Raw genomic sequence first — 18814 nt, forward strand, 5'->3', positions numbered from 1 at the left:
AGGCTGATGCTACGGATGACAAAACAGCTTATTTGAACAAAATGAAAAAGATTGAACGCTCTAACGATAAAAATGAAGATATTTCAAGCACTTAGGGAATTCAAATTGAACCTATAAAAAAAGGAGATGGCAACGATTTTTTATGGTGACAGGAGAGGGCATCATAAAGGAATGTTCCACGTGGAACAATTTATGGAACATTTATCCCGAAGGGTCGGGATTTATACCGAGGGTCTTAATCTTTCTATGGAGGTTACTTCTTTCTATGCCTAAGGCATCTGCTGTTTTTGAGACATTCCAGTTGTTTTGAGCAAGCTGATTCAACAGAAAATCCTTTTCAAAGGCATCCTTTGCCTTCTTAAGGTTTTTATGCGTTAAATAATCTGTCCTGAGCGTTTCAGGGAAAAGGATGTCTTTTCCCTCTATAACATCACCCGATGTCATTATCACGAGTCTCTCTATCGTGTTTTTAAGCTCCCTTACATTCCCATGCCAGTGTTGTTCCATGAGGCTTTTTAATGCAGGCTCAGAGATTTTCTTAGGAGGTTTTCCGTATTCCTTAGCTATTGTTTCGAGGAAGTATTTCACAAGGAGAGATATATCCTCTTTCCTTTCTCTTAATGGTGGTATGGATATGGGTATGACATTTAATCTAAAGTAGAGGTCTTCCCTGAATGTGCCTTTTTTGACCTCCTCTTTGAGGTCTTTGTTCGTTGCGGCTATGACTCTCAGGTCTACCTTTATGTTCTTACTACCTCCGACCCTTTGAAATTCCTGTGTCTCCAATGCCCTGAGGACCTTTGCCTGAGTCTCAGGGGACATATCTCCAATCTCATCTAAGAAAAGCGTGCCTCCATCTGATACCTCGAACTTTCCCTTCTTTTTCTCGAATGCACCAGTGAATGAACCTTTTTCATGTCCAAAAAGCTCTGATTCGATAAGCTCATGAGGGATTGCCGCACAGTTTACCTCGACAAAAGGCATTTTAGCTCTCGGAGAAAGTTCATGAATCAGCCTTGCCGTAAGCTCCTTTCCAGTGCCTGACTCTCCGAATATAAGGACAGTGCTTTTGGTTTTTGAGACTATTTCTATCTGGCTTAAAAGTGCTTTTATAGCAGTGCTTTCTCCTACAAGCCGATGTTTTTCCATGAGAGACTCTCTGAGGGCTTTGTTTTCAGCCTCAAGCCTCTTTTTCTCGAGTGCCCTTTTAGCGGTAAGTGTAACCTTTTCCAGAGAAAGGGGCTTTTCTAAGAAATCATAGGCACCCATCTTTACTGCCTTAACTGCAAGCTCTATATTTCCATGTCCTGAAATCATAATCACAGGAAGCTCTCTATTTATGGAGCGAATCTCTGCAAGTGCCTCGATGCCATCCATTCCCGGAAGCCATATATCTAAAAAAACAATGTCGAGAGGTTGCTCCCTGATAGCAGGAATGGCAGATTCTGCTGACTCCGAAAGAAGCACCCTATAGCCTTCGTCCTTTAAGATATCAGAGAGGCTTTCTCTTATACCTGCCTCATCGTCTACTACTAATATGACAGGCTCAGACATTTAGTACCTCCTTTATGGGAAGCTCAACTATAAAAACACTTCCATGTGGCTTATTGTCAGAGACCCTGATACTTCCTCCGTGCTCTGCTATAATCCTGTCTGCAATGGCAAGTCCAAGTCCTGTGCCGTGTTTTTTCGTAGAAAAATAAGGAAGGAAAAGCCTTTCTTTATCCTCATCCTTTATGCCAGGGCCATCGTCTGCTACATCCAGATGTAGCCTGTTTTCGGCATAGTCGGTCTTTACCATCACTCTGATATTTCCGCCTTCTTCCATTGCAGAGACTGCATTGTCAAAGAGATTCATAAAGACCCTCTTGAACTGCTCGACATCAACCTCTGCGATTGCATCATTGCCCTCTATAGTTATGGAAAGGTTTTTATAAGCCCTGTAGAGACTTGCGACCTCTTCTATTACGGGCTTTATCCGAGAGGGATGCTTTTTTATCTCAGGCATCTTTCCAAATCTCGAGAACTCATCTACGAGCCTTTTTAATCCCTCCACCTCTTTTATTATAGTATTTGTCGAGCGCTCAAATATCTGGCTAAAGTCCTTATCTTTTTCCAGCCATTTCTTAAGCATCCTTTCTGTAGAGAGCCTTATTGGTGTAAGGGGGTTTTTTATCTCATGTGCGATTCTTCTTGCCACCTCCTGCCATGCAAGCACCCTTTGTGCCTTAATAAGGTTTGTAAGGTCGTCAAAGACAACTAAGACTCCGAGGTGTCCTTCTCCTGAGTCCCTGAGCCCTGTGAGTGAGACCCTTAGTATGATATTTCTTGAGCCAATCGATAGAGTCACCTCTTTTTCAACTGCCTTTAGCGTAAAAAGGTTTATGTCCTTTATGAATGCCTTGAGCTCCTCCGAGTCAATCCCCTCAAGAATACTGCTATAGTCTTTTCCAATGACATCGTCCTTTGAGAGCCCTAATATATTCAGGGCAGAGAGGTTTATTGTTGCCACCCTTCCTTTTGCATCTAAGAATATGACTCCGCTTTGGATATTACCTAAGATATTTTCGAGATAAAGCCTTCTTCTGTCTGACTCCGTGAGGGCTCCTTGGAGGGACTCCTTGCCCTCGCTTATCTCTTCCACCATGCGGTTAAAAGAGGTAATCAAAAGCCCGATTTCGTCTTTGCTTTTAGTTTCTTTGACCCTCACCGAAAGGTCGCCTCCGGCCACCTTCTCTGTTGCCTCTGCAAGGTATGTAACAGGCTCTGTAATCCTGCCTGCTATTCTGAGGGAAGCCCAGATTGACAAAAATATAATCATAAGGCTTGAAAAGCCCAATATTAAAAGAAAATTCAGCTTAATAGGCATGCTCCATGACTCAATCTGTATATAGTCCTCATATGTCTCCTTAATCCTTTGCACATTCTCCGATATATCAGATGGGATAAAGGACTCTACGACAATGACTCCTTCTTGTTTTGAAGGCACTACTGCCCTTACCATGTCTTTGCCCTTAAAAGAGATGACCTCTACAGAGGAAGAGCCTGAAAATGCAGTTCTTACAGGGTCTGTGGCATCACTTGGCATTTCCCTAAGCCGTATGACCTTATATGACGGTGGAAGGCTTATTCCTTGTCTTGCCATCTCAGCATACTCAAGTGCTCTTTTCCTTTCAAACTCATAAAGGGCTTTTGCAATCTCGAAGCTTTCTTCAACAGGCTTTCTCATGGAGGGGCTAAAGAGTCTCTCTATGTAATTAGTGCCAAGACCACTTGCAGTTAAAAACAAAAGCACCGAAGGAATGGCGGTAAGGACAACGAAAAACAAGACTACCTTTGTCTTAAACCTGTAGCCTGGCACCTTGCGTTTTCTTTCCATATAAAGGTCTCTCAGGCTTCTCAGAACAAAAAACATGAGGACCAGAAGCCCTGCTATGTTAATGTTTAAAAGCAGGAAGAAAATGAGCTTTTTAGAAAGAGATGCCTCTATACTGACAAAAAACAGCTCTACAAGAGATGCAATTGCCACAAAACCAATGATACCGAGAACTATCAAAATGGGTTTCTTCACCTTCATTTTTTGTTGCCTTTGCCAATTGAAAACACCTGTGAGTCTCTAAATATGCTGAATTCCACCTGCTTTACGAAAAACAAAAGATACCCGATTACAGGCGGAAGTCTTCTCAGCCGTGACTCCACCGAGACTCTAACAAAGTAATCATCCGGCTCAAGCTCGGCTACATTTGTAAGTTTCAGCTCGCTGATGCTTGAAGCCCATGCAGAAAGAGGCTCACAGCTTTGGAATCTCTTTTCTATGAGGGTTGTTCCGTCAAAGGTGGTTAAAATGTATTCCTTTTTTATTGGGTCGCATTTAAGTGTCCTTGTAATGACCTTTCCTAAGACAAACTCATCGGGCCATGCCCTCCAGACCCTAAAAAGGTCTACATGGAATATAAATTCCTTGTCAATTCCGTTTTTAATGGCACTTAGCTCTTTTTCGCCAAGGTTAAGTGTAGCAGAGACAATGATAGTTTTTTCGCTGACCAACACCTTTGGCTCTGAAATATCGATAGCCTCAGAAAGGGATGGAACTATCAAGGCACATATTGCAAAATATAAGATAAATCTTGCAGGCAACAATTTTTAGCTTGACATCTCCTTAGAAATTTATTTTCATTATAGCATAGGAGGGGCAGGCAGAGCCTACCCTCAAAGGAGGAGAAAATGGAGATTAAGGCAGTAAGGCTGGATGTACCGGAGGGGACTAATCTTATTTTAGGGCAGACACATTTTATAAAGTCCATAGAGGACCTCTACGAAGCAGTTGCGACAACTGTGCCGCAGGTAGGCTTTGGGGTTGCCTTTACAGAGGCATCGGGTCCCTGCCTTATAAGGACAGAGGGAAATGACAAAGCCCTCATAGAGGCATGTGTAAGAAACCTCAGGGACATATCAGGAGGACATGTATTTTGTATCATCCTTAAGGATGCATTTCCCATAAATGTCCTTAATGCCATAAAGAACTGTCCTGAGGTATGCAGGGTCTTTTGTGCAACTGCAAACCCTATTGAGGTCATTGTAGGACAGACATCTCAAGGCAGGGGAGTCTTAGGCGTTGTGGATGGCTTCTCCCCAAAAGGAGTTGAGACACCAGAGGATAAGGCACATAGGAAGGAGTTTCTAAGAAAGATTGGGTATAAGCTTTAGATAGCAGGAGGACGGTGCAGGCAGTATTTATTTCTGGATGCCTGCTTCTGCTTTATATCTTTCTGACATGTACTGAAATATCTGCACCCTCCTATTAAGCTGGTCTGCAACATAAATCTTATCATTGTCATCTACATATATCCCTTGCGGGACATCGAACATGCCTGGTCCTGGCCCAGTAATGCCAACGAATAAATAATTCTTTCCTTGGTTGTCGAATATCTGGAAGTTTCCAAATGCCGCATCAGTCACAAATATATAGCCATCTGGGCTAACCGCAATGCCCTTTGGCCTTGCAAACATTCCCGGTGCATTTCCATGCTCGCCTATTACTTTTGGCGGTTGGTCTCCCATTGGGTCAAGAATCTGAATCCTGAAGTTCATGGTATCAACCACATAAAGCAGTCCTTGGGCATCTGTTACCATCTGTGAAGGGTAATAGACCTGACCTGCAGCAACACCTGATTCTGCAACTCTCTTTATGAACTGACCATTTAGGGAATAGGCGGATATCTCATGTTTTTTAGAATCAGCGATATAAAGTATCTGTCTGTCTGAATCGAATGCCACACCAACAGGGTTTCTAAATTCACCTTTCTGGCCAATCGCATATTCGAAGGACCTTCTGATACGGTCAAATACAAAGACCTGACCGGACGCTCCATCGGCAACTGCGATAAGGTTATTTGTGTTATCCACTGCTACGCCAAGTGGAGAACGCCAGCTATATGGGTTACCGAGGGTGGTGAAGGTTTTCTTATCGGGATTCATTATAACCACCTGATTCCTGCGTGTGTCTGTCACATAGATGTTGCCGTCTTTGTCAACTGTAATGGCATGTGGCTTTTCAAATCTGAATGTCGGGTCAGAGCCAAATATCTTCTCTACAGTGCTTAACTCCCTTACATCCACATCTGTTATGAGGAATTTAATAAGTTTTATTTTCGGCTCATCAGGCGGTTTTGGCCATACATATCCGGAAAGGTCTATAGGTGGTGGGGCAGATGCGCAGGAGGCAAGGAAAACCACTGCTGATAGCAAAAGCAATAGCTTTAGTTTCATAAATAAATATAACATAAAGAAAAAGCTATGTTCAAGTGGCTGATTGCCTTCTTAGGCAGTCTGCTTTTCGTATATCAGGACAGGCTTTGCCTTCTTGTCTATGACATCGTCATTAACGAGGCATTCTTTTATGCCTTTCTGTGAGGGGATGTCGTACATCACATCGAGCATTATCTCCTCGAGGATTGCCCTTAGCCCGCGTGCACCTGCTTTTCTCTGAACAGCCTTTCGGGCTATTGCCGAAAGTGCGGACTCTGTAAAGACTAATCTTACGCTATCAAAGGAAAGAAGCTTCTGGTACTGCTTAATAAGGGAGTTTTTTGGCTCTATAAGAATCTTCACTAATGCAGTCTCATCGAGCTCATCCAATGTTGCGACAATCGGCATCCTTCCAACAAACTCAGGTATCAGACCATATTTAATGAGGTCCTCTGGCTCGACGAGGTTCAGGATATTGCCGATGTTTTTTCTTTCCTCGGGCAGGGCATGAGAGCCAAAGCCAACGACCTTTTTACCTATTCTTTTGGCAATTATATCCTCTAAGCCAACGAATGCACCTCCACAGATAAAAAGTATGTTTGATGTGTTGACCTGTATGTATTCCTGCTGTGGGTGTTTTCTTCCGCCCTGAGGAGGAATGTTTGCAGTTGTGCCTTCGATTATCTTAAGGAGTGCCTGCTGAACTCCCTCGCCCGAGACATCCCTTGTGATTGAGGGGTTGTCGGACTTCCTGCTTATCTTATCCACCTCATCTATGTATACAATGCCCCTTTGTGCCCGCTCTACATCGTATCCTGCGGATTGAAGGAGCTTTAGTATTATGTTTTCTACATCCTCGCCAACATAGCCTGCTTCTGTCAGGGTGGTTGCATCTGCTATGGTGAAAGGCACATCGAGGAGTCTTGCCAGTGTTTGGGCAAGAAGGGTCTTGCCTGTTCCTGTTGGGCCTATGAGAAGGATATTGCTTTTCTGAAGCTCGACATCCGATTCAGCAGGGCTGTAGATTCTTTTGTAGTGGTTGTATACGGCAACCGAAAGTATTTTTTTAGCCCTCCCCTGACTTATGACATAATCCTCGAGGGAGCGATTTATCTCCTTTGGAGTCGGAAGCTTTGGAAATGCTGGATGCTTTGAAGTCTCAGAAGAAATCTCATTGGCTATAATCTCGTTACAGAGCCCAATGCACTCGTCGCATATATAGACGGTTGGCCCTGCAATGAGCTTTTTAACCTCATCCTGACCCCTTCCGCAGAAAGAGCATTTAAAAGAAGAGCCTTCCTCTTTCTTTGTCGTCATGCCACTCCTGTTTTGGCTTTTATGCTGTGTATAACCACATCCACAATCCCGTAAGCCTTTGCCTCCTCGCCTGACATAAAGAAATCCCTGTCTGTGTCTGCCTGTATCTTTTCAAAAGGCTGTCCTGTGTGAAGTGCCAAGATTCTGTTTAGGGTGTCTTTTATTTTTAGAATTTCCCTTGCATGAATTTCTATATCAGTCGCAGGTCCATGAAACCCACCCATTGGCTGATGAATCATGATTCTCGAATGAGGCAGGGCATATCTTTTTCCCTTTGTGCCTGCTGAAAGTAAAAGTGCTCCCATGCTTGCAGCCTGTCCTATGCAGTAAGTGGCTATGTCTGGCTTTACATACTGCATGGTGTCATATATCGCAAGCCCTGCTGATACAATCCCGCCTGGGCAATTCACATAAAGGTGGATGTCTTTTGAGGGCTCTTCTGTCTGAAGAAAAAGAAGCTGTGCTATTACGGTGTTTGCGACATGGTCGTCTATTGGAAAGCCCACAAAGATTATTCTGTCCTTAAGAAGCCTCGAATATATGTCATATGCCCGCTCTGTCCTTCCTGTCTGCTCTATTACAATCGGTATAATGCTCATTCGGTCTCCTTACCTATTATAGCCTTTTCAAGTAGTAAATTTAAAACCTTTTCCTCGAACATAGAGTGTCTGAGTCCTTCCAGAGAGCCATCTCTCGTTACAAAATACTTTATTACATTCTCAGGGCTCAGCCTGAGCCTCATAGAAAGTGCCTTCAGCTCTTTTTTAATCTCATCCTCAGAAACGGTTATAGCCTCTTTATCCCCAATCATATCTATAATGAGCAATGCCTTTATGTTCCTTTGTGCCACAGAAGTCAACTCATCATCCGATACCTCATCCACAAGATTCCCCTTTAGTCTTGCCCTTTCCTTAAGATGCATAAGCTCTGTATGAAGAAGGGATTCAGGCACCTCGAATTCGTTTTCCTCTATTACCTTTTTTAAGACCTCTGCCTTGAGTATCTTTGCGACTGCATCTTTCTTTGACCTCATCAGCTCCTCAAAGATGTGCGACTTAAGGGCATCGAGGCTGTCAAAACCAATATCCTTTGCAAGCTCATCGTCAATAGAAGGCAGTGTCGGCTTTTTCACTTCCTTTATGAACACATTTAGAGCGAGACTCTTGCCTTTGAGTTCATCTATATGAAACACCTCGGGGAAACTCGCATTTAAGCTAAACTCATCGCCCTTTCTTTTATCTCTAAGCCCCTCGGAGAATTCAGAAGGGAAAAACTCTGTTCCTACCTTAAACATATGGTCATCTAAGGAGAAGGTTTCTGTCTTTATGTCAAAGACTGTAATATCTCCTGGCATTATCCCAGCGTCTGAGGGCTCATACACAGCCTTTTCCTCCTGAAGCCTTTTGAGTGTTGCCTCGATGTCCTCATTGCTAACATCTACAGAGATGTCTTTGACATTTATGCCTTCGTATCTAAGCGTCTCTAATCTTGGTCTGACCTCAACTGTCAGGGTTATGGAGAGGGGAGTTTTTCTTTTGAACTCTCCTCCTTCCTCTATAACCGGGTTTGTGACAGGTGTTATATTTGCCTCTTTGAGAGCTGTGCTATAGGAGTCGGAGATTATCTTTTCGAGGGCATCTGCCTCTGCCTTTTTACCAAATCTCTTCTCGAGAAGCGAGATGGGTGCCTTGCCCTGTCTGAAGCCGGGTATCTTTACTTCCTGCCTGAGCCTCTGAAGTGTGCTTCCGATTTCCTTCTCTATGGTCTCAGCAGGAATCTCGATCTTAAGTCTTTTTTTTGTTTTGCTTATATCCTCGACTGTCTTGAGCATCCTTTTAATTTAAGCAATAGAAAAAGGATTTGTCAATTTTCCCAAGCAGTCTGTCTTTTCGTTTACTCTGATTTCACATCAACGGTGGCTTCTTTTGCCCTTCGAGATGTAAGTGCTTCGGTGAGGTAGCCAACCACTGTTCCAAACACCGAACCAACAACAACACTTACTGCTCCAACGCAGAATATCCCGAGCACTACGCCTACCACTAAAAGCACCCTTACTGCTATATTGGGCTCAACAGGGCCTCCAAAAAGATGTGTCAGGGCTGTCAGCACTCCATAGCTTCCGAAATAAAATCCCGGAACAATCCCAAATACGAGAAATACGATTATTCCGACCACTGCTCCAATGTTTCTTCCTATCCTTGCACCAGTTGTCATCTCCAAGTCCTCCTTCATTGGTATTGATTTCTACCCTTAGAAAAAGCATTTTTCATGCCAGATATAAATAGCCGATATTTAAGGATATTGGGTTTTATGTTTTTTGCATTTCTGCAAAAGGCATTGTGGAAATGCGAAACAAAAAGGCAGTAGCAGGACTAAAAAGTCCTCCTACTGCCTTTAAGAGCCCGACTGAGTTTATTAGCTCAAGTGTTTGTTGACCAGCTTGGTCATCTCAAACATAGAGACCTGTCTTTTCCCGCCAAATACCTTAAGGAGATTTGCATCGGCATTTATATTCCGCTTGTTTACTTTATCCTGTAGTTTGTTTTTCTTGATGTATGCCCAGAGTTTTTTTGTTACCTCTGTTCTTGGAAGCGATTTAGTGCCGACTATCGGGGAGAGGGCTTCACTTGGGTTCATTGGCTTCATGAAAGCTGCGCTTGGGGTCCTCTTTACCTTTTTCTTGGCAGGCTTTTTTGCCGTCTTCCTTTTTGCTACTGATTTCTTGACCGCTTTTTTCTTAGCGGCTTTCTTTGCCATCTTCATAGCCATTTCGTCCTCCTTGGGTTTAATTTTTAATTCGGGAAATCTATTTCATTCCTATTAATCTACATTTTTTAAAATAACATGTCAATGAAAAACTTCAAGTATCTTGACTTTTAAAAAGGGGATAAAAACTTAGCACTTTTGATATAATATTTTTTATGCATCCCCATTCTGATTATGTCCCCCTTCATCTGCACACAGAATATAGCTTACTCGATGGTGCAATAAGGCTCGATGAGCTTATGGAGAAGGCATCCCTTATGAGGATGCCTGCTTTAGCCATAACAGACCACGGAAACCTTTTTGGAGCAGTGGAGTTTTACAGAAAGGCAACAAAGGCAGGCATAAAGCCAATTATTGGCTGTGAGGTCTATGTTGCTCCAAAGAGCCGTTTTGACAAATCAAGATCAGACCTTGATGAGGCATCCTTCCACCTAATCCTTCTTGCAAAGGACAACTCAGGCTATAGAAACCTTGTTTCTTTGGTCTCAAGGGCATATACAGAGGGCTTCTACTATAAGCCGAGAATAGATAACGACCTTTTAGAGCAATATAGCGGTGGCCTCATAGCCCTGAGCTCTTGCATGAAAGGCGAGGTCCCTTATTATCTCCATCGGGGCATGATTGACAGGGCAAGACAAACAGCCCTTCTCTATAAGCATATCCTTGGCCCTGACAACTTCTTTTTAGAGGTTCAGGACAATGGTATTTCGGAGCAATATGAGATTAACAAGAAGCTCATCTCGCTTTCAGAGGAGCTTCATATAGACATCGTTGCAACGAACGACTGCCATTACCTCGATAAAGAGGACTCTAAGGCACATGACATCCTTCTTTGCATTCAAACAGGCAAAACCGTTAATGACCCAAAGAGGCTTAGATTTAGCTCGGATGGATTTTATTTCAAGTCCCCTGAGGAGATGAAGACTGCATTCAGGGAGCTACCATCTTCTGTCCTTAATACGAGGGCTATTTCCGAAAGATGCAATGTGGAGTTTTCTCTTGGAGCAAACCTTTTGCCTAAATATGAGATGGCAGATGGCATGACCCCATATGCCTATCTCGAGAGGCTTGCCAAAGAAGGACTTAACGAAAGGTTCGATGGCAATCCTTCTTCGGTTTATCAGAAGAGGCTTAACGAGGAGCTTTCGGTCATAAAGAAGATGGGCTATGCATCGTATTTTTTAATTGTCTGGGACTTTATAAAGTATGCAAAAAGCCATTCTATACCCGTAGGACCTGGCAGGGGCTCTGCCGCAGGCAGTCTTGTCTCTTATTGTCTTGGGGTAACAGAGATAGACCCGATAAGGTATCACCTTATATTCGAAAGGTTCTTAAACCCCGAAAGGCTGAGCATGCCTGACATAGATGTAGATTTCTGCAAGGCAAAAAGGCCTGAGGTCATATCCTATGTCTCCCAGAAATACGGCAAAGACCATGTTGCACAGATTATAACATTTGGCACAATGGCAGCAAGGGCAGGGATAAGGGATGTTGCGAGGGCAATGGATTTCCCTTATCATGAGGCAGACAGATTGGCAAAGCTTGTCCCGGAAGGCACAAAGATAACCATTCAATCTGCACTCATGCTTGAGCCCCGGCTGGCGGAACTCTATAGCTCAAACCCAAAGATAAGGGAACTGTTAGATATAGCAATCCGTCTTGAAGGCATCGCAAGGCATGCATCTACACATGCCGCAGGTGTCGTCATATCCCCAATGCCACTTACAGACATCACACCCCTTTATAGAAACCCCACCGATGGAACGATTACAACACAATTCGATATGCAGGCAGTGGGGAGATTAGGACTTGTTAAATTTGACCTTTTAGGCTTAAAAACCCTGACTATAATAGAGAAGGCACTCGGATATATCAAGGAAAGAGGCATCACACTTAACCTAAAAGACCTGCCCTTAGATGACAAATTGACTTATGAACTGTTGTGCTCAGGCGAGACAACAGGGATATTCCAGCTTGAAAGCAGGGGGATGAGAGAGCTTCTGCTTAAGATGCAGCCCGAAAGGTTCGAGGAGCTTATAGCATTAGTTGCCCTTTATAGGCCAGGGCCAATAGGAAGTGGAATGATTGAGGATTTCATAAAGAGGAAAAAAGGCATGGTTACTGTCAAATATGAGTTTCCTGAGCTTAAGGAAATCCTCGGTGAGACATACGGCGTAATCCTCTATCAGGAGCAGGTAATGAGCATTGCAAACAGGATTGCCAATTTCACCATGGGTCAGGCAGATTCCCTGAGAAAGGCTATGGGAAAGAAACTGCCTGAGGTAATGGAAAAGAACAAGGAGGCATTCATAAAGGGTGCAGGCTTAAATGGCATAAAAGAAAAGCGTGCAGAGAGGCTATTTAACCTTATGGCAAACTTTGCAGAATATGGGTTCAACAAGTCCCATTCAGCCGCTTATGCATTACTTTCATATCAGACTGCATATCTTAAGGCACATTATCCTCAGGAATTCATGGCCGCCACACTGAGTGCCGATATAGACAACACGGATAAGGTCGTGAAATCCATCAAGGAATGTACGGCAATGGCAATCAGCATCCTTCCGCCTGACATAAACCAATGCGGAATGGAGTTTACGGTTATTGGAAACTCAATAAGGTTTGGGATTGGAGCTGTCAAGGGTGTTGGGGCTTCTGCAATCGAGGCAATACTTGAGGCAAGGTCAAAGACCCCATTTGCCTCATTTGAGGATTTCTTAAAAAGGGTGGATTCAAAAGGGGTTAATAAAAAGGTATTAGAATCGCTCATAATGGCAGGTGCATTTGACTCTCTGAGGAACACCACGGAAAAATCAGAGACAGGTCTTAATGAGTTAGGACTCTGGAGGTCAAAGCTGATGAGTATGCTTTCGCCAAACAAAGAGGAGCCCTCATTAAGCCTGTTTGGACAGTCAGTGGAGGCAAAAGAACAAAAGGGCTGGGACGAGGCAGAGCTTTTGAGAAACGAGAAATCCGCACTAGGCTTTTTCATCTCTGGTAATCCAATGACTAAATTCAAGAAGCTCCTCTTTGACCTGAACATACTCAGCACCTCGAAGCTCGACGAGCTCACTGACAGGCAGGAGGTCGAGGTTGCAGGCATTGTAACTTCTCTTAAGAAGGTAAGGACAAGGGATAAAGGCGAGATGATGGCATACCTTAGTCTCGAGGACGATGAAGGAAGCGTTGAGGTTATAATATTCCCTGAGACCCTAAAGAATAACCCGGAACTCATTAAGAAGGACACTGCCCTGCTTGTCAAGGGCTCTCTGGATAAGACCGAAAAAGGCATAAAGCTCGTTGCAAAAGACATACACAGTCTTAACGAAAAAGTCGTTTTAGTTAGAAACAAGAGGAAGGTGGAGATAAACATAAAAGCCTCTGAGGATTTAAACTCTATAAATGTAAACCTGAAAAGGCTAAAGGAACTACTAAAGGATAACTCAGGCAGTCAGCCCCTTTATATAAGGGTCCAGCTTGATGACAAGGAGGCACTGATTTTGACATCCTGCACGATAAACCCTGACACTACACTGATTAAGCAGGTGGAAGACTTCCTTGGTAAAGGCTCTGTAAGGGTCATATAATTTACGGCAATCTGCTATAATTATAGGTTATATGAAGTATTATCTTGAATTTGAAAAACCAATAGAGGAGCTTGAGCTTAAAATAGAGGAGCTTAAGCGACTCTCCGATGGAAAAGACATAGACCTGACATCAGAGGTAAGAAAGCTCGAAAAGAAGGTAAAAGACCTTCGCTCGGAGATATATATAAATCTTACAAGCTGGCAGAAGACCCTTGTGGCAAGACACCCAGACAGGCCTTATACCCTTGATTATATCTCCATGATAGCAGAGAATTTCGTAGAGCTTCATGGAGACAGAAGGTTTTCCGATGACCCGGCACTCATAGGCGGTCTTGCAAAGATAAAAGGCAAATCCGTGATGATAATCGGCCATCAGAAAGGAAGAGGCGTAAGGGAACGGATAAAGAGGAACTTTGGTCAGCCTCATCCAGAGGGCTATAGAAAAGCCCTGAGACTCATGCGTCTTGCAGAAAGGTTCAAAAAGCCCATTGTTACATTCATAGACACCCCTGGTGCTTATCCCGGCATAGGAGCCGAAGAAAGAGGTCAGGCAGAGGCAATTGCAGTGAACCTCATGGAGATGTCAAGGCTGAGGACACCTATAGTGTCCATCGTCATAGGCGAGGGAGGCAGTGGCGGAGCATTAGCCATTGGAGTGGCAGATAGGCTCTATATGCTTGAGTATTCCACTTACTCTGTTATCTCTCCTGAGGGCTGTGCAGCTATACTCTGGAATAAAAACGGAGACCTCACTACTTCTGAGTTTTCAAAATCAGCAGATGCCCTTAAAATCACTGCCAATGATTTGTTAGAATTAAAAGTAATAAACGATATAATACCTGAGCCCCTCGGAGGTGCTCACAGAGACCCAGAGACAACTGGCGGGAAAATAGCAGATACCATCCTTAAGGCATTAGAGGAGCTCGAGACAAAACCACCAGGAAAACTCATAGAGGAAAGATATAAAAAGTTGAGAAAAATAGGAAGTATCCTCGAAGAAGCTTCAAACCCCACCGACTAACCTGTCACTTCAACCTCTGCCTTCTTGCCTCATAAAGGCAGATGCCTGCCGAAACACCTACATTTAAGCTTTCTGCTTTCCCATAGATTGGAATCTTTAGAGCTAAAGAAGAGGATTCCCTTAAACGCTTCCTTACACCCTTTGCCTCGTTTCCAAACACAAAGGCAAGCGGAATAGTTAAATCGGCATCATATATAGACTGCCCTGCCTTTAGATAGGTTATAATCAGCTTAATTCCCCTGTCCATAATCCACCTTAGGAGCGTCTCTACATCTGCATAGACAATCCGTATGTTGAATATACTTCCAGCAGATGCCCTTAGGGTTTTGCCCATAAATATATCGCATGACCCGGGAAGAACTATTACGGTATCTGCACCCACTGCATCGGATGTCCTTATCAGAGCGCCTAAGTTTCCAGGCTCCTGAATTCCATCGCTTATAACGACAAAAGCCTGCTTTTTGAATGTGATGTCATTAATCCCCTTTGGCTTATAAGAGGCAATTGCTAAGATGCCCTGTGGTGTTTCTGTGTCAGAGAGCTTTTTGAATATGCCTTCATTAACCTCGAATATCTCTGTTCCGAGCTTTTCCGCGTCAAGGAGTTTTTTGTATTTTTTTTCTCTGGCAAATTCCTCTGTAATAAAAACCCTTTTAAGGGCTACTCTGGCATTTACTGCCATCTCTATAAGATGGGGCCCCTCGATAATGAATGCCTCATGCTTGTATTTTGAGCGAAGGTTTTTTATGCTCAGGGCATCCTTTATCAGGGGGTTACTGAGGCTTTCGATTTTTCCCAAACACCCTCTTGAATATATAACCCACATTTTTTAGATAGTGGCTTATGTCGAAGAGCTTTTTAATCTCCTCAGATTTAAGATATTTCCTGATTTCTTTATCTGATGTAAGGAGTTTTTTAAAGTCTGTTTTCCTCTTCCAACTCTGCATGGCAATACGCTGAACAGCCCTGTATGCATCTTCCCTGCTCATACCTTTCTCTATAAGGCTGATAAGGACCCTTTGTGAGTTGTAAAGCCCATAGCTTAGCTCCATGTTATCTATCATCCTTTTTGGGTATACATGAAGCCCACCAAGGATTTCGTTTAATCTTTGGAGCATGTAATCTATGAGGATAGAGCTATCCGGGATTATTATGCGCTCAACCGAGGAATGGGAGATGTCTCTTTCATGCCAGAGCGAAATATCCTCAAGTCCGGCAGATGCATTAGCCCTCACGACCCGTGAAAGGCCAGTAAGGTTTTCGGCTCCTATGGGGTTTCTCTTATGTGGCATTGCAGATGAGCCTTTCTGTCCCTTTGCGAAGGGCTCTTCTGCCTCTAAGACCTCTGTCCTTTGAAGGTGTCTCAGTTCAACTGCAATCTTCTCGACTTGAGCGGCTATAAGGGCAAGGGTAATAAGGTATTGAGCATGTCTGTCTCTCTGGATGACCTGCGTGGAGATTGCCTCTGGCTTAAGCCCAAGCAATCTAAGTGCCTTTTCTTCTATATGAGGGTTGATATTCGAGAATGTGCCAACTACACCCGAGAGTTTTCCAACGCTTATTACATCCCTTGCCTCTTTTGCCCTCTTTAGGTTTCTTTTCATATCCTCATACCAGAGGGCAAATTTAAGACCAAATGTTATTGGCTCTGCATGAACCCCATGACTTCTTCCGATTAAGACAGTGTCTTTGTATAGGAAAGCCTGTTTTTTTAGTGTCTCCATCAATGTCTTTATGTCCTTTATGATTATCTCCGATGCAGACCTCATCTGAAGGGCAAGGGCAGTGTCTAAGACATCCGAGGATGTAAGTCCTTTATGTATGAAACGTGCCTCATGCCCAACATGCTCTGCTACAGAGCTAAGAAATGCTATAACATCGTGCTTAACGGTTTTCTCTATCTCGGCGATTCTTTTGACATCGAAGTTAGCCTTCCCTTTAATGACCCTGTAAGCATCATAAGGGATGTCTCCTTCCTCAGCCATCACTTTACAGACCGAAAGCTCGACCTCGAGCCATTTTCTGTATTTACTTTCGAGGCTCCAGAGCAAAGCCATCTCAGGCAATGTGTATCGCTCTATCATTACTTCTCCTTATGGTTGAGATTGCTTAGTATAGCAGAATTTATTTAAATAAATGCAGACCGAGTTACTAACAATTTAAGCCCGATTTTTCCGAAATTACCTGCAAAAACAAAGGAAATCCGAGGAGGTCTTTCTATAATCTCCTTCTCTCACCGGCCTAATTAATATTTTTCAATGCTTTTTATCCGCCACTCAATAACCTTATTAAAGTTCTCTTTTCTAAACGTCCTGTTATCGCTAAGGGTTTTTTTCTCGGATGCTCCGATATATGAATCGAACACATGCGAAAGAATCTCAAAACCCTCTGCATCGAGCCCTTGAACTGTTATATATAGTTTGCCGGGAGAACCATGATTATAAACATTCACCTTCAGCCCAACAGACATCATGCCGTATTCTTCGCTTATGACCTTAATGGCCAGTCCGCTGACCTCAATATCGCCGGCACCGGCATAAACAACAGACAAACAAAAAAACAACAAAACCCCAGTTATTAATCGCATCACCTTTACTCCTCCTTAATCCTCTTTTTTTGCAAACACACTATTATATAACTGTTACAGTTCTTTTTTTGTCAAGTCCCTACACTCTCCCTTCATGGAGGGGAATTATTTTTTTATATAGGGGGGACAAAGTCCCCCTAACCCCTATTCTGTAAAGGAGATTCTTTTTAGCGGTATGGGGGCTTTGCCCCCATACCTTAAGACAGGGCGGGTGGGTGGGGAAATAAAATAACTTTTTATATCGTTCAAAGGTGTAACTGTCATGAATAAGTTCAGATAAAGACAAAAAATGTGGTGGACAAATAATGAAAATAAAAACCTTTAAGTGCCGATAGAGACCTTTTTTACGGATTTCAAAGAGCTCACTTCATCGAGCAGTTTCCTCAGAAGGGTCTTCTGTGTGACCATAATCGTGAAGTGATATGTAAGTTCTTTCTTTTCGATGTCTCTGTCATAATCTACACCTGCTATATCGGAGCCGTATTTATGAAGAGTAGAGGAGATGATGTCCTCGTCTATATCCTCATTGGCAACGATTGTAAGGGATTTAAATGTGATGCGGGGCATCTTCTTTTCCACTGTCCTAAGGGCAAGAAGGGAAAAATAGGTAATTGCAGTGGAAGCAATGCCTGCAAGATAAAGTCCCGAGCCAATTGCAATGCCAATTGCAGAGACCATCCAGATGCATGCCGCAGTCGTAAGTCCCTGAATCGTAATGCCTGTCTTAAGTATCACGCCTGCACCTATAAAGCCAACGCCTGTTATTGCACCCTGAGCAATCCTTGCAGGGTCAATCCTTATATACGAGGGGTCTATCTGGCTCAGATAATGGTAATACTGAGACACTACCATAAAAAGCACAGATGCAACACACACAAGCAGATGGGTTCTGAACCCAGCAGGCCTTCCATGTGTCTGCCTCTCAAATCCGACTATACCGCCCAGGACAGCTCCAAGCAGAAGTCGGATTAGTATCTCAGACTGAGTTATCATAAGCCCTGTAAATTATAACAGATTTAACCTATAAAAAATCTTTGTAATTTTGTAAAACACAATCTCTTTTTACTCTCTCAGATTCCTTAGTATCTGTGCAAAACCGGATTTACTTAGCTTTCCTCTTGCAAGTGAAATCATAGCATCATACAACCTATGTTCAGGGTCGGATATGCTTATACCGTTCATCTCAAGGAAGACTAAGGCAGAGGCAAGTGCTGTTCTTTTATTTCCATCAATAAATGGGTGGTTTTGGCATATGTGGAAGGCATAGGCAGAAGCCATTTCATAAATATCATTATGAAGAAACCTTCCATGAGAAGACGCATATGGCATTGCCACTGCCGAACTGAGAAGATTCATATCTCTTACTCCCTCTCTACCACCATATCTTCTTATATGGCTGGCATGTATTTCTACCACTTCGGCAAGGGATAAAAAGACAATCTTTTTGGGGTGCTTCACTGTCAGGAGAGCTTTTTCAGGGTCTCACCATGCAATCTGTTGACCCTCGCAAGTGCAGTCTTAAACCGCTTCTCTCTTTTAGCATCTTCAACAGGTGAGACAATCAGGTTTTTTCCATCAGTTGAAATCTCAAGCGGTGTGTCCATATCAACCCTTAAAAGCTCCAGTATCGGCTTGTCTATTATAAGGGCTGCGCTATTGCCATGAGAAACCAGCTTCTTTAGCATCTTTTTTACCTCCTTGTATACACATTGTATCACCAATATCTGATGCCTGTCAAGTCTGTGTATGGGTTCAACACATCCAGGTCATACCCGAAAATAAAGCCAG

The 18814-nt window shown here is 43.2% G+C and carries 18 protein-coding genes; 3 read left to right on the forward strand and 15 right to left on the reverse strand.

Annotated elements, in window-relative coordinates:
- Positions 1 to 201 precede the first annotated feature (201 nt).
- From HY805_00495 to HY805_00505, 3 genes are read right to left on the reverse strand one after another with little or no spacing between them, the layout of a single operon-like run.
- Positions 202 to 1554 (reverse strand): sigma-54-dependent Fis family transcriptional regulator, encoded by a 1353-nt coding sequence (locus HY805_00495; protein ID MBI4822701.1) that lies wholly within the window; start codon positions 1552 to 1554, stop codon positions 202 to 204.
- Positions 1547 to 3571, reverse strand: coding sequence for a HAMP domain-containing protein (locus tag HY805_00500; GenBank protein MBI4822702.1), 2025 nt, complete (start codon positions 3569 to 3571; stop codon positions 1547 to 1549). The genes HY805_00495 and HY805_00500 overlap by 8 nt, the downstream gene beginning before the upstream one ends.
- A 2-nt stretch (positions 3572 to 3573) precedes the next feature.
- Complete coding sequence (locus HY805_00505; GenBank protein ID MBI4822703.1) at positions 3574 to 4137, reverse strand: DUF4390 domain-containing protein; 564 nt, start codon at positions 4135 to 4137, stop codon at positions 3574 to 3576.
- An 87-nt stretch (positions 4138 to 4224) separates the two neighbouring features.
- On the opposite strand from HY805_00505, the gene HY805_00510 reads away from it, so the two are divergent.
- The gene (locus HY805_00510; GenBank protein MBI4822704.1) at positions 4225 to 4707 is read left to right on the forward strand and encodes an adenosine-specific kinase; all 483 of its coding nucleotides are present in this window, start codon (positions 4225 to 4227) and stop codon (positions 4705 to 4707) included.
- Positions 4708 to 4734: 27 nt separating this feature from the next.
- Here the strand turns inward: HY805_00510 and HY805_00515 are convergent, their stop codons facing one another.
- The 6 genes from HY805_00515 to HY805_00540 form a co-directional block, all read right to left on the reverse strand.
- Positions 4735 to 5769, reverse strand: a complete 1035-nt coding sequence (locus tag HY805_00515; protein ID MBI4822705.1) for a hypothetical protein — start codon at positions 5767 to 5769, stop codon at positions 4735 to 4737.
- A gap of 51 nt (positions 5770 to 5820) precedes the next feature.
- Positions 5821 to 7065, reverse strand: a complete 1245-nt coding sequence (gene clpX / locus HY805_00520) for an ATP-dependent Clp protease ATP-binding subunit ClpX (GenBank protein ID MBI4822706.1) — start codon at positions 7063 to 7065, stop codon at positions 5821 to 5823.
- On the reverse strand, positions 7062 to 7664 hold the full coding sequence (gene clpP, locus HY805_00525; protein MBI4822707.1) for an ATP-dependent Clp endopeptidase proteolytic subunit ClpP: 603 nt from the start codon (positions 7662 to 7664) through the stop codon (positions 7062 to 7064). Before clpP ends, clpX begins: the two co-directional genes overlap by 4 nt.
- Positions 7661 to 8896, reverse strand: coding sequence for a trigger factor (gene tig, locus HY805_00530; protein ID MBI4822708.1), 1236 nt, complete (start codon positions 8894 to 8896; stop codon positions 7661 to 7663). Before tig ends, clpP begins: the two co-directional genes overlap by 4 nt.
- A 62-nt stretch (positions 8897 to 8958) precedes the next feature.
- Positions 8959 to 9297, reverse strand: coding sequence for a hypothetical protein (locus HY805_00535; protein ID MBI4822709.1), 339 nt, complete (start codon positions 9295 to 9297; stop codon positions 8959 to 8961).
- 183 nt (positions 9298 to 9480) lie between these two features.
- Positions 9481 to 9834, reverse strand: a complete 354-nt coding sequence (locus HY805_00540) for an SWIB/MDM2 domain-containing protein (GenBank protein MBI4822710.1) — start codon at positions 9832 to 9834, stop codon at positions 9481 to 9483.
- Between the two features lie 152 nt (positions 9835 to 9986).
- Here HY805_00540 and HY805_00545 point away from each other — a divergent pair, with 152 nt between their 5' ends.
- A complete protein-coding gene (locus tag HY805_00545) occupies positions 9987 to 13418 on the forward strand; it encodes a DNA polymerase III subunit alpha (GenBank protein MBI4822711.1) in 3432 nt (1143 codons plus the stop codon).
- 31 nt (positions 13419 to 13449) lie between these two features.
- A complete protein-coding gene (locus tag HY805_00550; protein MBI4822712.1) occupies positions 13450 to 14439 on the forward strand; it encodes an acetyl-CoA carboxylase carboxyltransferase subunit alpha in 990 nt (329 codons plus the stop codon).
- Between the two features lie 4 nt (positions 14440 to 14443).
- Here HY805_00550 and HY805_00555 read toward each other — a convergent pair whose 3' ends face one another.
- The 6 genes from HY805_00555 to HY805_00580 form a co-directional block, all read right to left on the reverse strand.
- Entirely contained in the window at positions 14444 to 15238 is a 795-nt protein-coding gene (locus HY805_00555) for an RNA methyltransferase (GenBank protein ID MBI4822713.1), read from the reverse strand.
- Positions 15213 to 16523: an adenylosuccinate lyase gene (locus HY805_00560; GenBank protein MBI4822714.1), complete on the reverse strand. Its 1311-nt coding sequence runs from the start codon at positions 16521 to 16523 to the stop codon at positions 15213 to 15215. Before HY805_00560 ends, HY805_00555 begins: the two co-directional genes overlap by 26 nt.
- Before the next feature lie 161 nt (positions 16524 to 16684).
- A complete protein-coding gene (locus tag HY805_00565; protein ID MBI4822715.1) occupies positions 16685 to 17026 on the reverse strand; it encodes a hypothetical protein in 342 nt (113 codons plus the stop codon).
- A gap of 321 nt (positions 17027 to 17347) precedes the next feature.
- Entirely contained in the window at positions 17348 to 18019 is a 672-nt protein-coding gene (locus tag HY805_00570) for an MgtC/SapB family protein (GenBank protein ID MBI4822716.1), read from the reverse strand.
- A gap of 69 nt (positions 18020 to 18088) precedes the next feature.
- On the reverse strand, positions 18089 to 18466 hold the full coding sequence (locus tag HY805_00575; protein MBI4822717.1) for a type II toxin-antitoxin system death-on-curing family toxin: 378 nt from the start codon (positions 18464 to 18466) through the stop codon (positions 18089 to 18091).
- A 20-nt stretch (positions 18467 to 18486) separates the two neighbouring features.
- Positions 18487 to 18711, reverse strand: coding sequence for an AbrB/MazE/SpoVT family DNA-binding domain-containing protein (locus HY805_00580; protein ID MBI4822718.1), 225 nt, complete (start codon positions 18709 to 18711; stop codon positions 18487 to 18489).
- Positions 18712 to 18814: the final 103 nt, after the last annotated feature.

Source organism: Nitrospirota bacterium (assembly GCA_016207905.1).
In the GTDB taxonomy this organism is placed as follows: domain Bacteria; phylum Nitrospirota; class Thermodesulfovibrionia; order Thermodesulfovibrionales; family JdFR-86; genus JACQZC01.